This window comes from Georgenia sp. Z1344 (genome assembly GCF_057652375.1).
Map to the genome: position 1 here is coordinate 2,072,493 of NZ_CM172728.1, position 13,380 is coordinate 2,085,872.

12 protein-coding genes are annotated in these 13,380 nt (G+C 72.2%); 9 read left to right on the forward strand and 3 right to left on the reverse strand.

The window, feature by feature from the left end; genetic code table 11:
• The first annotated feature begins 15 nt into the window (after positions 1-15).
• Positions 16-1,302 carry an adenylosuccinate synthase gene (locus tag AC24FB_RS09365; RefSeq protein ID WP_425715379.1) on the forward strand — a complete coding sequence of 429 codons (1,287 nt, stop codon included), beginning with the start codon at positions 16-18 and terminating at the stop codon, positions 1,300-1,302.
• Positions 1,303-1,495: 193 nt separating this feature from the next.
• On the opposite strand, the gene AC24FB_RS09370 is transcribed toward AC24FB_RS09365, so the two are convergent.
• On the reverse strand, positions 1,496-2,389 hold the full coding sequence (locus AC24FB_RS09370) for a hypothetical protein (RefSeq protein ID WP_487560163.1): 894 nt from the start codon (positions 2,387-2,389) through the stop codon (positions 1,496-1,498).
• Between the two features lie 288 nt (positions 2,390-2,677).
• On the opposite strand from AC24FB_RS09370, the gene AC24FB_RS09375 reads away from it, so the two are divergent.
• The 5 genes from AC24FB_RS09375 (at position 2,678) to purQ (ending at position 8,033) form a co-directional block, all read left to right on the forward strand.
• Positions 2,678-4,531 carry a phosphoenolpyruvate carboxykinase (GTP) gene (locus AC24FB_RS09375; RefSeq protein ID WP_425715382.1) on the forward strand — a complete coding sequence of 618 codons (1,854 nt, stop codon included), beginning with the start codon at positions 2,678-2,680 and terminating at the stop codon, positions 4,529-4,531.
• A gap of 30 nt (positions 4,532-4,561) precedes the next feature.
• Positions 4,562-5,947 carry a phosphoribosylamine--glycine ligase gene (gene purD / locus AC24FB_RS09380; protein WP_425715383.1) on the forward strand — a complete coding sequence of 462 codons (1,386 nt, stop codon included), beginning with the start codon at positions 4,562-4,564 and terminating at the stop codon, positions 5,945-5,947.
• Between the two features lie 101 nt (positions 5,948-6,048).
• Positions 6,049-6,966, forward strand: coding sequence for a phosphoribosylaminoimidazolesuccinocarboxamide synthase (locus AC24FB_RS09385; RefSeq protein WP_425715384.1), 918 nt, complete (start codon positions 6,049-6,051; stop codon positions 6,964-6,966).
• Positions 6,967-7,014: 48 nt separating this feature from the next.
• On the forward strand, positions 7,015-7,335 hold the full coding sequence (locus tag AC24FB_RS09390) for a phosphoribosylformylglycinamidine synthase subunit PurS (RefSeq protein ID WP_425715385.1): 321 nt from the start codon (positions 7,015-7,017) through the stop codon (positions 7,333-7,335).
• A complete protein-coding gene (purQ, locus tag AC24FB_RS09395; RefSeq protein ID WP_425715386.1) occupies positions 7,332-8,033 on the forward strand; it encodes a phosphoribosylformylglycinamidine synthase subunit PurQ in 702 nt (233 codons plus the stop codon). Before AC24FB_RS09390 ends, purQ begins: the two co-directional genes overlap by 4 nt.
• Positions 8,034-8,268: 235 nt before the next feature.
• Here purQ and AC24FB_RS09400 read toward each other — a convergent pair whose 3' ends face one another.
• On the reverse strand, positions 8,269-9,387 hold the full coding sequence (locus tag AC24FB_RS09400) for a hypothetical protein (RefSeq protein WP_425715387.1): 1,119 nt from the start codon (positions 9,385-9,387) through the stop codon (positions 8,269-8,271).
• Positions 9,388-9,647: 260 nt separating this feature from the next.
• Between AC24FB_RS09400 and AC24FB_RS09405 the strand changes: the two genes are divergently transcribed.
• Together AC24FB_RS09405 and AC24FB_RS09410 are read left to right on the forward strand one after the other, a co-directional pair.
• Entirely contained in the window at positions 9,648-10,217 is a 570-nt protein-coding gene (locus AC24FB_RS09405; protein ID WP_425715388.1) for a dihydrofolate reductase family protein, read from the forward strand.
• A 93-nt stretch (positions 10,218-10,310) separates the two neighbouring features.
• Positions 10,311-10,880 (forward strand): dihydrofolate reductase family protein, encoded by a 570-nt coding sequence (locus AC24FB_RS09410; RefSeq protein ID WP_425715390.1) that lies wholly within the window; start codon positions 10,311-10,313, stop codon positions 10,878-10,880.
• 130 nt (positions 10,881-11,010) lie between these two features.
• Here AC24FB_RS09410 and AC24FB_RS09415 read toward each other — a convergent pair whose 3' ends face one another.
• The gene (locus tag AC24FB_RS09415; protein ID WP_425715391.1) at positions 11,011-12,159 is read right to left on the reverse strand and encodes a hypothetical protein; all 1,149 of its coding nucleotides are present in this window, start codon (positions 12,157-12,159) and stop codon (positions 11,011-11,013) included.
• Positions 12,160-12,446: 287 nt separating this feature from the next.
• Here AC24FB_RS09415 and AC24FB_RS09420 point away from each other — a divergent pair, with 287 nt between their 5' ends.
• A complete protein-coding gene (locus tag AC24FB_RS09420) occupies positions 12,447-13,379 on the forward strand; it encodes an NADP-dependent oxidoreductase (protein ID WP_425715392.1) in 933 nt (310 codons plus the stop codon).
• Position 13,380: the final 1 nt, after the last annotated feature.

A 13,380-nucleotide genomic window follows, 5' to 3' on the forward strand; every position in this document is an offset into this window, starting at 1 on the left:
CAGAGGGAGCAGCACATGCCGGCAGTCGTGGTCGTCGGGGCCCAGTGGGGCGACGAGGGCAAGGGCAAGGCCACCGACCAGCTCGGCAGCCGGGTCGACTACGTCGTCAAGTTCAACGGCGGCAACAACGCGGGCCACACGGTCGTCGTCGGCGACGAGAAGTACGCCCTCCACCTGCTCCCGTCCGGCATCCTCAGCCCGGGAGTGATCCCGGTGATCGGCAACGGCGTGGTCGTCGACGTCGACGTGCTGTTCGAGGAGCTCGACGCCCTCGAGGCCCGCGGCGTCGACGTGAGCAAGCTCCGGGTCTCCGCGAACGCCCACCTCATCCCCAGCTACAACCGCACGCTCGACAAGGTGACGGAGCGCTTCCTCGGCAAGCGCCAGATCGGCACCACCGGCCGCGGCATCGGCCCCACCTACGCGGACAAGATGAGCCGCGTCGGCCTGCGCGTCCAGGACCTGTTCGACGAGTCGATCCTGCGCCAGAAGGTCGAGGCCGCGCTCGACTTCAAGAACCAGGTCCTCGTCAAGATCTACAACCGGCGGGCGGCGGAGGTCGACGTGGTGGTCGACGAGCTGCTCACCCACGCCGAGCGGCTGCGCCCGATGGTCGGCGACGTCTCGCTCGAGCTCAACCAGGCTCTCGACGCCGGGAAGATCGTCCTGTTCGAGGCCGGTCAGGCCGCGATGCTCGACGTGGACCACGGCACCTACCCGTTCGTCACGTCCTCCTCGGCGACGGCGGGCGGCGCGAGCACCGGCTCGGGCATCGGCCCCACGCGCATCGATCGCGTGGTCGGCGTCATCAAGGCCTACACGACCCGCGTGGGCGAGGGCCCGTTCCCCACCGAGCTGCACGACGACATGGGCGAGCACCTGCGCAAGACCGGCGGCGAGTTCGGCGTGACCACCGGCCGCCCGCGCCGCACGGGCTGGTACGACGCCGTCATCGCCCGCTACGCCTCCCGCGTCAACGGGCTCACCGACCTCGTCCTCACCAAGCTCGACGTGCTCACCGGCCTGGAGAAGGTCCCCGTGTGCGTCGCGTACGAGGTCGACGGCGAACGGCTCGACGAGATGCCCGCCGACCAGTCCGCGTTCCACCACGCGCGGCCGATCTACGAGGAGCTGCCCGGCTGGTGGGAGGACATCAGCCACGTCCGCGAGTTCGACGACCTGCCGCAGAACGCGCGCGACTACGTGCTCGCGCTCGAGGAGATGTCCGGGACACGGATCTCCGCGATCGGCGTGGGCCCGGACCGCGAGGCGACGATCGTCCGCCACGACCTCATCGACTGAGGACACAACCCCGCACGACGACGGGGCACCGCCCGGCGCGCGACCGCCCTGCCCGCCACGCCCCTCCCCGCCGACCCCACCCGCACGCGACGACGGCCGCCTCCCGAAGGAGGCGGCCGTCGCTGCTACGTGAGAGGTGCTGCGCCCGGGCGAGGTGGGCCGCCCGGGGTGAGCTCCGGCGTCGGGCGGGGCCTTATGACCAGCCCTGCTGCTGCGGCGGGGGCTGCTGACCGCCCGGGCCCCAGCCCTGCTGACCCTGGCCAGGGCTCTGCGCGCCCCAGCCCTGCTGGCCACCGGCGCCCCACTGCTGGCCCTGGTCGGCGCCCCAGCCCTGCTGGCCGCCGGCGCCCCACTGCTGCGGCTGGCCCTGCTGGGCGCCGCCCCACTGCTGGCCCTGGTCCCACTGCGGCTGACCGCCGTAGCCGCCACCGCCGTAGCCACCCGGACCGCCGCCGTAGCCGCCGGACTGCTGCGCGGCCGCGCGCTTCTTCTTCGAGCCGCTGCGCACGACGAGCACGATGATGAGGGCGAGGATCGCCACGACGACGCCGATGCCGACCCACAGCGCCCAGCCCGGCAGGCTGTCGAGGAGGCCCGGGGAGGCGGAGCCGGTGGCGGTGATGCCGTCGCGCATCCACTCGATGCCCTCGAAGGTCACCTCGTTGCCGTTGACCTCGCCGCCGCCGCCGTCGATGACCCCGCCCGGGAAGACGACGGTCGTGGTGAGCTCGGGGGCGCCGCCGAGGGCCGCCATCTCGTCGGGGTTGAGCGTCGGGTCGCCGTGCAGGTCGAACGTGAGGGTGTCGCCCTCCTGGGTGACGACGTAGCTGCCGTCGTCCTCGTTGATCATCTCGTTCGTGGGCCCGGACCCCTCGATCGTGCAGCCCGGCATCCCGTTCTCCTCGTAGTCCTCCGCCGTGATGTTGCCGCCCTCGACGGGGGAGTCACCGCCCTCCGCGAGCGTGGAGCAGTCGACGTCCTCCCGGGTGATGCCCGGCATGGTCGCCACGCCCTGCGCGTGGATCGTCGTGTTGCCGTCGGTCCCGATCTCGTAGGTCGTCTCGGCGCGGAAGCACCCGGTGAGCACGAGGAGGAGGACAGGGAGGGACAGAAGGGCCGTGATGCGGCGGCGCAGGCCACTAGGCTGGGGGTGACGTCTCATGGCGTCACGGTAGCGGTCCACGGGCGGGTCGGACGTGGGTAGATCACCCACGGATGTCTCCGTCGGCAGGACCCGGTGCAGAGCGGCGCCGGGGGAGCGGTACCGGGAGTGGACGGCCGCGAGATCGGGTCCGGTGGCGCGGCACCGGTCGAGCGGCACGGGCGACGAGGCCACGGGGGAGCGGACCCCCGGTAGCGAGGAGGACGATCAGCGATGACCACCCAGACCCCGGCGATCGAGCTGGCCCGAGAAACGGCGCCCGGAGGCGTCCCGGAGGACCTGCTCGAGTGGGTCGCCGGGATCGCGGCCCTGACCAGGCCGGCGCGCGTGCTGTGGGCCGACGGCTCGCAGGAGGAGTGGGACCGGCTGACCGGCGAGATGGTCGAGACCGGCACGCTCATCAGGCTGAACGAGGAGCTGCGCCCGAACAGCTTCCTCGCGCGGTCGGAGCCCTCGGACGTGGCGCGGGTCGAGTCGCGCACGTTCATCTGCTCGGAGAAGGAGTCCGACGCCGGGCCGACGAACAACTGGGCCGAGCCCGCCGCCATGCGCGAGACCCTGCGCGGGGTGTTCGACGGCGCGATGGCCGGCCGCACGATGTACGTGGTCCCGTTCAGCATGGGCCCGCTCGGCGGCGACATCTCCAAGCTCGGCGTCGAGATCACGGACTCGCCCTACGTCGTGGCGAACATGCGGATCATGACGCGGATGGGGGCGCCGGCGCTCGAGCTCATCAAGGGCGGCGAGTACTGGGTGCCGGCGGTGCACTCGGTGGGCTACCCGCTGGTCGACGCCGCGGGGAACGAGCGTGCGGACGTCCCCTGGCCGTGCTCGGAGGACAAGTACATCACCCACTTCCCCGAGACCCGCGAGATCTGGTCCTACGGCTCCGGCTACGGCGGCAACGCCCTGCTCGGCAAGAAGTGCTACGCCCTGCGCATCGCGTCGGTCATCGCCCGCGACGAGGGGTGGATGGCCGAGCACATGCTCATCCTCAAGCTCACCGACGAGCGGACCGGGAAGGCGTACCACGTGACCGGCGCGTTCCCCTCGGCCACCGGCAAGACGAACCTCGCGATGCTCCAGCCCACGATCCCGGGGTGGCGGGTCGAGACCGTCGGGGACGACATCGCGTGGATGCGCCAGGGCGCGGACGGGCGGCTGTACGCGATCAACCCCGAGGCCGGCTTCTTCGGCGTGGCACCGGGGACGGGGCGCTCGACCAACCCCGTCGCGATCGACACCCTGGGCGAGAACATCCTCTTCACGAACGTGGCCCTGACCGACGACGGCGACGTGTGGTGGGAGGGCCTGACGAAGGAGAAGCCGGCGCACCTCGTCGACTGGCAGGGCAACGACTGGACGCCGGACTCGCCCACGCCGGCCGCCCACCCGAACAGCCGCTTCACCGCCCCCGCCGCGCAGGCCCCGACGATCGCGGACGACTGGGAGGATCCGCGCGGCGTGCCGATCGACGCGATCCTCTTCGGCGGCCGGCGCGCGTCCAACGTGCCGCTCGTGTCCGAGGCCTACGACTGGGAGCACGGCGTGTTCATGGGCGCGACGGTGGCCTCCGAGCAGACGGCCGCCGCCGAGGGCACCGTGGGGGCGCTGCGCCGCGACCCGTTCGCCATGCTCCCGTTCTGCGGGTACGACATGGCCGACTACTGGGGCCACTGGCTGGCGATGGGGGAGAAGCTCGGCGAGCACGCGCCCCGCATCTACACGGTCAACTGGTTCCGCAAGGACGCCGACGGGCGCTTCATGTGGCCCGGCTTCGGCGACAACTCCCGCGTGCTCGACTGGATCATCCGCCGCGTGAGTGGCGAGGTCGACGCCGTGGACGGGATCACCGGGCGCATGCCGCGGGTCGAGGACCTCGAGCTGGGCGGGCTCGACCTCGCCCCGGAGGTGCTCGAGGAGATCTTCCGCGTGGACCCGGACGCGTGGGTGGCCGAGTCCGACGCCACCGAGACCTACCTCGAGCAGTTCGGGGACAAGGTACCGGCGGCGGTGCGCGAGCAGCTGGCCAGGCTGAGGGAGCGCATCGCGGCCGCCCGCGGCTGACCGCTGCACCCGCCCCGTACCCTTGCGCGGGTGAAGATCCTCCTGCTCGGCTCCGGCGCGCGCGAGCACGCCCTCGCGCGCGCCCTCGCCGCCGACCCCGCCACCGAGTCCCTCGTCCTCGCCCCCGGCAACCCGGGGTGCGCCGACCTCGGCGAGCGGGTCGACATCGACATCCTCGACGGCGCCGCCGTGGTCCGGCTGGCCATGGACAAGGCGGTGGACCTCGTCGTCGTGGGCCCGGAGGCCCCGCTCGTGGCGGGCGTCGCCGATCCGGTCCGCGCCGCCGGGATCCCCGTGTTCGGCCCCAGCGGCGCCGCCGCACGCCTCGAGGGCTCCAAGGCCTACGCCAAGGAGATCATGGCGCTCGCCGAGGTCCCCACGGCGATGGCGCACGTCTGCGTCACGCGCGAGGAGGTCGAGGCCGCACTCGACGCCTTCGGCCCGCCGTACGTGGTCAAGGACGACGGGCTCGCCGCCGGCAAGGGCGTCGTCGTCACCGAGGACCGCGACGCCGCGCTGAACCACGCGGTCGCCTGCCTCGCGCCGGCCGTCGGCGGGGACGAGTCGACCGGGGGGCGCGCCGCCGTCGTCGTCGAGGAGTTCCTCGACGGCCCCGAGGTCTCCCTGTTCTGCCTGTCCGACGGCGAGCGCGTCCTCCCGCTCGCCCCCGCCCAGGACTTCAAGCGCATCGGCGACGGCGACACCGGCCCCAACACCGGCGGCATGGGCGCCTACTCCCCGCTGCCGTGGGCACCGGCCGACCTCACCGAGCAGGTCGTCGAGCGCGTCGCGCAGCCCGTGATCGACGAGCTCGCGCGGCGGGGGACCCCGTTCGTCGGCCTCCTGTACTGCGGGCTCGCGCTGACCTCGCGCGGCCTGCGGGTCATCGAGTTCAACGTCCGCTTCGGCGACCCCGAGGTCCAGGTCGTCCTCCCGCGCCTGCGCACGCCGCTCGCCGGGCTCCTGCACGCCGCCGCCACGGGGAGCCTGCCCGCCGGTGGCGTCCTCGAGTGGGACGAGGGCGCGGTGGTCGGGGTCGTCGTGGCGTCGTCCGGGTACCCCGGCAAGGTCCGCACCGGCGACCGGGTCGAGGGGCTGACCGAGTGCGAGGCGATCGACGGCGTGCACGTGGTCCAGGCGGGTACTGCTGAGGCCGGGGTCGCGTCCGGGAGCCGGTCCGGGGGCGGGTCCGGGAGCGGGTCCGGAACCGGGGCCGACGACGACGCCGCCTCCCGCGCGGTGGTCTCGGACGGCGGGCGGGTGCTGACGGTGGTCGGACGGGGCGCGGACCTCGCCGCCGCGCGCGACGCCGCCTATGCCGGCGTGGCCGAGGTGCGCCTCGAGGGCTCGCAGCACCGCACCGACATCGCGCTCGCGGCCGTCGAGGGGCGGATCTCGGTGCCGGAGCTCGGCTGACGGGGTTTCGTCGTCGGGCACGTGTGTGTCAGGCCGCCCACCCCTCGGACCCCGGACGGACAGCCCTACTCCCGCCACGCCGCCGGTGGGAGGATGGCGGCATGAGCATCCTGGTCGGTGAGGCGCCGCACCTGCGCGGCTGGACCCACGTCTACAGCGGCAAGGTGCGGGACATGTACGTCCCGGCGGACCAGGAGTCGGGGCGCGGCGGGGACGTCGTGCTGATGGTGGCCTCGGACCGGATCAGCGCGTACGACCACGTGCTGCCGACGACGATCCCCGGCAAGGGCGTCGTCCTCACGCAGCTGACCCTGTGGTGGTTCGAGCAGCTGGCCGACCTCGTGACCAACCACGTCGTCTCCCTCGAGGTGCCGCCCGAGGTCGAGGGGCGCGCGATGATCTGCCGCCGCCTGCAGATGTTCCCGCTCGAGTGCGTGGTCCGTGGGTACCTCACGGGCTCCGCGCTGGCGGAGTACCGGGCCACGGGCGAGGTCTGCGGGATCGCGCTGCCGCAGGGGATGGCCGAGGGCGACCGCATCGACCCGCCGATCTACACGCCGGCGTCGAAGGCGGCGGTCGGGGACCACGACGAGAACATCACGTTCGAGCAGTCCGTCGAGGCGGTCGGGGTCGTGGCCGCGCGCCGGCTGCGGGATCGCTCGCTCGCCGTGTTCGCCCGCGCCTCCGAGATCGCGGCGGAGCGCGGCCTGGTCCTCGCCGACACCAAGTTCGAGTTCGGCCGGGAGAACCGGCCCGGGGACGCCGAGCTCGTCCTCGCCGACGAGGTCCTCACGCCCGACTCCTCGCGCTTCTGGCGGGCCGAGGACCTTGCCCCCGGCGTGACGCCGCCGAGCATCGACAAGCAGTTCGTCCGCGACTGGCTCACCTCGCCGGCCGCGGGCTGGGAACGCACCTCCGACGCGCCGCCGCCCCCGCTGCCGAACGAGGTCGTCGAGCGCACGCGCGAGCGCTACGTCACCGCGTTCGAGACCCTCACGGGGCGGACGGCCGACGTCTGATCCCGCGCCCCGGCCTACGCTGGGGCCAGCCGTCAGGAAGGACACCACATGGGCCGCATCGTCGTCGACGTCATGCCGAAGCCGGAGATCCTCGACCCGCAGGGCAAGGCCGTCGCCCGCGCGCTCGAGCACCAGGGGATCGCCGGCGTCGCCGTGCGCCAGGGCAAGCGGTTCGAGCTGACCGTCGAGGGGGACGTCACCGATGCCCACCTCGAGGCCGCCCGTCGGGCCGCCGCGGACGTGCTGTCCAACCCGGTGATCGAGGACGTGGTGAGCGTGCGCGCGGAGGAGGCTGCGGCGTCGGGCACCGTCCCGGCCGGGACGGCCGGTACCACCACGCCCGACGCCGGCACCCAGGTCGCGCAGTGACCGCTCGCATCGGGGTGGTCACCTTCCCCGGCACCCTCGACGACGTCGACGCCGCCCGCGCGGTGCGCCTCGCCGGTGCGGAGCCGGTGGCCCTGTGGCACGCGGACGCCGACCTCCAGGGGGTCGACGCCGTGGTCCTGCCCGGCGGGTTCTCCTACGGCGACTACCTCCGGGCCGGCGCCATCGCGGCGCTGGCGCCGGTGATCCGGTCCGTCGTCGACGCCGCCCGCGCCGGCACGCCGGTGCTCGGCATCTGCAACGGCTTCCAGGTGCTGTGCGAGGCGCACCTGCTGCCCGGGGCGCTCGTGCGCAACGACCGGCAGCGGTTCGTGTGCCGTGAGCAGCGGCTGCGCGTCGTGTCGGACCGGACCGCGTGGACGAACCGGTTCGAGGCGGGCCAGGAGATCGTCGTCCCGCTGAAGAACGGTGAGGGTCGGTACGTCGCCACCGACGAGACGCTCGACGAGCTCGCCGCCGAGGGGCGCGTGGTCTTCGAGTACGTCGGGGTCAACCCGAATGGCTCGTTCCGCGACATCGCCGGTGTGTCCGACGCGTCCTGCCGCGTCGTGGGGCTCATGCCGCACCCGGAGCACGCCGTGGAGAAGGGCTTCGGGCCGGACACGGCCGCGGGTGTGCGTGCGGGCACCGACGGCCTCGAGCTCTTCCGCAGCGCGATCGAGTCGCTCATCCCCGCCTGACCCCCGCTTCTTTCATCGAGATTGCGGTTGGTGCACGCCGAGATTGCGGTTGGGAGCTGCGCGCCAGTGGTCGAGAGTGCGGCTGAGCCGGGCACCAACGGTCGAGAGTGCGGCTGAGGTGCACCGACACTTCGGTTCTCACAACCCAGGTGGGTGCCCGCTGAGTACCAGGCCTGACTTCCCGGTACCCGAAGGACGTGGATCAGCAATGCGCTGATGTTGCGGGCCCGGCGTCTCAGGACGACCCGTGCAGGGTCCCCTCCAGCGCTCCTCCGGCTGTGCCTGGACGTGCCGGCGGTGTCGCCTTGGCCAGCGCCTTCCGTGTTGAATCGATATCCGACATGAATGTCCAGTGTGCGATGCGGGCCGCGGCAGCGCCAAGCGACCAGGAGGAGATGGCCGTCCCCGCCGAGCGACTGGTGATGATCGCCGAGACCAGCAGCAGAACGATGACGGTAAGCGTCGGAACAAGGGCAACGAGGTTTGACGCACGGTGGAGGAGAACCGCCCCCATCAGTACGGCGGCCGACACCCCCACGCCGATCGCGGCGCTGACGGCGCGGTAGAAGAAGTTCCAGCTGTTATGGCGCCGGAACGACGGAGTTCTTCCTAGAACGAAGGCGAATGCCACGAGAGTTGAGAACACGCCGTACGCCACGAGGCATCTGAGGGTGTGTGGCAGATCGCGCGACGTGTTCTCGAGTCCGAGGAGCATTGCCAGCACGGTCCCAATCATTGCTCCGGCGACGACGTGTGCTGCGATCACATAGAAGGCCTTACGCCCCATGCGAGGGAGTCCCACAAGTGATATTTCGGCATTCCTGATCCGGTTCTCGCGGCGCGCGCGAAGGCTTGAACGGTCGAAGGTCGCAAAGGTGACGGATTGCGCGGTCAGCGCGAGGAGGACCCCCATCGTCGGGATGAGCGCGATCGCCAGGCCCCCGCTCTGCCCGCTCGTCACGGCCCACCAGGTCACTAGCAATGGCGGCGGCAGCATGAGTCCGGCCAGGATCAGCAGGTCGCGTGTGACGTGAGCTCTTCTCGCTTGTTCGTCGTCGCCGCCGACCCGTTGGAGCCCCGCGAGCAACACGTAGCCGCCGAGCAGGAGCGTGGCCCAAAGCGCGACGGACCAGCCGACGTGACCAGAGAGCTGCGACCCCCAGGTTGTAGCGGACGAGCCTGCGCGGGACAGGAGATCCGGGCCGTCTCCGAGTGCCGCCGCCAGACACACCAGCCCCAGCACGGAGCTGAGGGACATGGTGGACGTACCGATGACGGCGTCGACCATGGATGGCTGCCCGAGCTCGGCGTCCGATGTCGGTCGTGGCGATGATGTGTCCTTCGTATCCCCCATGTCTCGAACGTAGGCATGCCCACCGACGTCGGCAGGGAGTGCGTGTTGTCACGAGCTCCGCCGACATTGCGGCTGGGATCCGGAAGAATTTCATTGCGACACGGGTTCGAGCTCCCAACCGCAATCTCGATGAACGGGGCGCGGGAAGTTCGTCGTCGTGCGAATTTCCCCCTGCGCAAGCCCCGCACGAGGAGTACGTTCCTCCGCACGGGACCGCCCACGAACGGACGCCCCGTCACTCGACGACGATCGGAACGGCCATGGGACGGCTCCTCTACTCGATGCAGGTCTCCCTCGACGGCTACGTGCAGGACCCGGCCGGCGACTTCTCCTGGGCTGCTCCCGAGGCCGGCGACCACCAGGCGATGAACGACGCGATGTCCGACGTCGGGACGTACCTCATGGGCCGCCGCATGTACGAGATGATGCACGTCTGGGAGACGGACCCGTCGATCGCCGAGCAGGGCCCCGAGGCCGCGGAGTTCGCGCAGATCTGGCAGCGCGCCGACAAGATCGTCTTCTCGACCACGCTCTCCGACCCCATCACGGCGCGCACCGAGCTGCGCCGCACGTTCGACCCCGCCGAGATCCGCGCGCTCAAGGACGCCTCCGACGAGGACCTCACGATCGACGGCCCCACCCTCGCCGCGCACGCGCTGCGCCACGGCCTCGTCGACGCCGTCATGCCCGTGATCTACCCCGTCTCGATCGGCGGCGGCCTCCGCTTCCTCCCCGACGACCTGCGCCTCGACCTCACGCTGCGCCGCGACCGCGTGGTCGGGCGAGGGATCGTGTTCCTCGAGTACGACGTCGTCCACGCCCGCGACTGAGCACGGCTCACCCCGGGGACACCCCGGACACGCGGGAACGAGCCCGACGACGAACCCCCGCCACCCCACCGCCGCCACGACGGAGTCACCACGATGGGCCGCCTGATCTACTGGATGAACGTCTCGCTCGACGGCTACGTCGCAGGCCCGGACGGCAGCCCCGGGTGGGCCGAGCCGAGCGCCGAGGTGATGGCCGCGTTCAACGCCGACACGGCCGAGGTCGGCACCTACCTCTACGGCCGCCGCATCTACGAGCTGATGAGCGTGTGGGAGACGGATCCCGCGATCGCCGCCGAGTCCGCCGGGAACGCCGAGTTCGCCCGTCTCTGGCAGGCCGCGGAGAAGGTCGTGCACTCCGCGACCCTCGGAGTCGTCCCCACGCGGCGCACGCGCGTCGAGCGGACCTTCGACCCGGCCCGGGTCCGCGAGCTCAAGGACTCGACGACGACGAACATCACCGTCAACGGGCCCACCCTCGCCGCTCAGGCGCTGCGTGCCGGCCTCGTCGACGAGGTGGGGATGTACCTCTGGCCGGTCGCCCTCGGCGGGGGCCTGCGGTTCCTGCCCGACGACGTGGCGCTCGACCTGCGGCTGACGAGCGAGCGGCGGTTCGGCAACGGGACCGTGCGCCTGCGTTACGACGTCGTCCACGGCCGCGCGTAGGGGCGCCTCGTCGGAACGAGCACGACGACGAACCCCACTCTCGACTGGTGTCGGGCTCCCAACCGCAATCTCGACGTGCACGAACCGCAATCTCGACGTGCACGAACCGCACCGGCCGCGATCCCTCGGGTCAGAGGTCGGCGTCCTCGGGGGTCAGCCGGGAGCCCTCCGCCCAGGCGTCGACGAGGTCCGGGCCGGCCTGACCGAGCGGGCCGACGACGAACTCGAGCTCGTCGCCCGTGAGCGGCTCCGCGTCCTCCACGGCGGCCAGTGCGTCCTCCACGGTGTCGACCATCGCGCCGGTGGTGGTGAGGTACTCGGGGACCTCGAGCTCCGCGTCGACCGTCCCGACCAGCGGCGTCCCGATCGCCGCGATCTTGGGGAACACGCTCCCGGGGATGCCGACGGCGACCTCGGCGCGCGCCGCCGCCTCCACCGAACCCTCCTCGGCGATCTCGAACTCCTCCCACAGGGACGCGTCCTCGCGCGGGTGCATCCCGACGAGGATCTCGTACCCCTCGTCGCTCAGCGCGTGCGCGGTGTCCAGCAGGAGCTCGGCGCTCGGCGCGGCTCCACCGGTCTCGTCCGGGTACGTGACGCTGGTGAGGATGAGGACGGTGTCCGGCTCCGGCTCCCACTCGGGTGTCTCGTCCAGCTCCGGGACGCCGACCACCTCGATGTCCTCCTCGTCGACGCCGAGGTACACCGCGAAGGTCTCCTGCTCGGCCGGCGAGCTCGCCGTCACCGCGGTGAGTCGCGGCCGGATGTCGTCGGCGAAGGGGGCCTCCTCGGCCTCGAGGTAAGCGGTGCTGCTGGCCACGACCGGCAGGTCCTCGAACGCCTCGACCACCTCGGCCGGCCACTCTTCGGCACCGTTGACCACCAGCAGGTCGTAGTCGGCGGGATCGGCGTCGTCCAGCGGGACGGAGGCGACCGCGGCCTCCTCGTCCACCTCGGACATGTCGGGGACGATGAGCTCGATCGTGCCGCCCTGGGCCTCGATCTCGTCGGCGACGTGCTCGACGTGGTAGGCGCCCCACGGCTCGTTCGTGGCCACGGCGACCCGCAGCCCGGCGGCGTCGGTCGACCCGGGTTCGGTGCCGGGATCGGCGTCGTCGGACGGGGATTCGTCGGACGCGGTCTCCTCGCTGCCGGCCTCCGACTCGTTCGCGCCGTCGTCCTCGAGGGCGCCGTCGTCGGTGCCCTCCCCGCACGCGGCGAGGAGAAGGGCGAGGGCGGGAATGGTGACGAGGGCCCGGATGCGGGAGGTGGATGCCATGGGGCCGGACTCTGCCCCGGCGACGTGAAGCGGACGCGAACGCCGGGGGATCAGGCCCTGAATCGCGGGAGGTCGCCCAAGAACCTGCACATGCGCGCGGTCTGAACCGCACTCTCGACACGCCGGAGGCGGGCGCCGCGCGGCCTGAGCCTCACTCTCGACCAACTTCTGGCTCCCAACCGCAATCTCGACGACGACGAACCGCAATCTCGACGAACGACGACGAACCCCGCCCGCCTCACGCCCCACCCTGGAATGTCTCGCGTGCCACCCCTGTTGGCGGCGGTATGAAGGCCATCGGACTGACAACGACCGGCGGACCCGACGTGCTCGAGGTCCTCGACCTGCCCGACCCGGCGCCCGGTGAGGGCGAGCTCCTCGTCCGCGTCCACGCGGCGGCGGTCAACCCCACGGACACGACCCGTCGCGCCGGCACGTCCCGGCGCCCCGCCGGGGACATGCCCCTCGTGCCGGGCATGGACGTCGCCGGCATCCTCGAGGAGATCGGGCCGGACACGCAGACCACGCTGAAGGTCGGGGACCGCGTCATGGGCATCGTCGTGCCCAGCGGCACGCACGGCGCCTACGCGGAGAAGGTCGTGCTCCCCGCGGACTCGGTCGTGGCGGCTCCCCGCGACACCAGCCACGCGCTGGCCGCCTCGCTCCCGATGAACGGCCTCACCGCGCGCCTCGCTCTCGACACGCTCGCCCTGCCGCGCGGCGGCGTCGTCGCCGTCTCCGGTGCGGCCGGGGCGATGGGCGGCTACGTCGTGCAGCTGGCGAAGGCCGACGGCCTCACGGTCGTCGCCGACGCCGCCGACAAGGACGAGGAGCTCGTCCGGGAGCTGGGTGCCGACGTCGTGCTGCCCCGCGGGGACGACTTCGCCGACCGCGTCCGCGAGCGGTACCCGGAGGGCGTCGACGGCGCCGTCGACGGTGCGCTCCTCGACGCCGCCCTCGCGCCGGCGGTGAAGGATGGCGCCACGATCGTCACGGTGCGCGGCTACGACGAGAAGGCCGACCGCGGCGTCACGTTCGCCCCGATCTTCGTCGGCGACTACGCCCAGGAGCGGGCGAAGCTCGACCAGCTGCGCAAGCAGGCCGAGTCCGGCACCGTCACGCTGCGCGTGGCGGCAGTGCTGTCGAAGGAGGAGGCGCCCGAGGCGCACCGCCGGCTCGAGGCCGGCGGCGTGCGCGGGCGCATCGTCCTCGCCTTCTGAG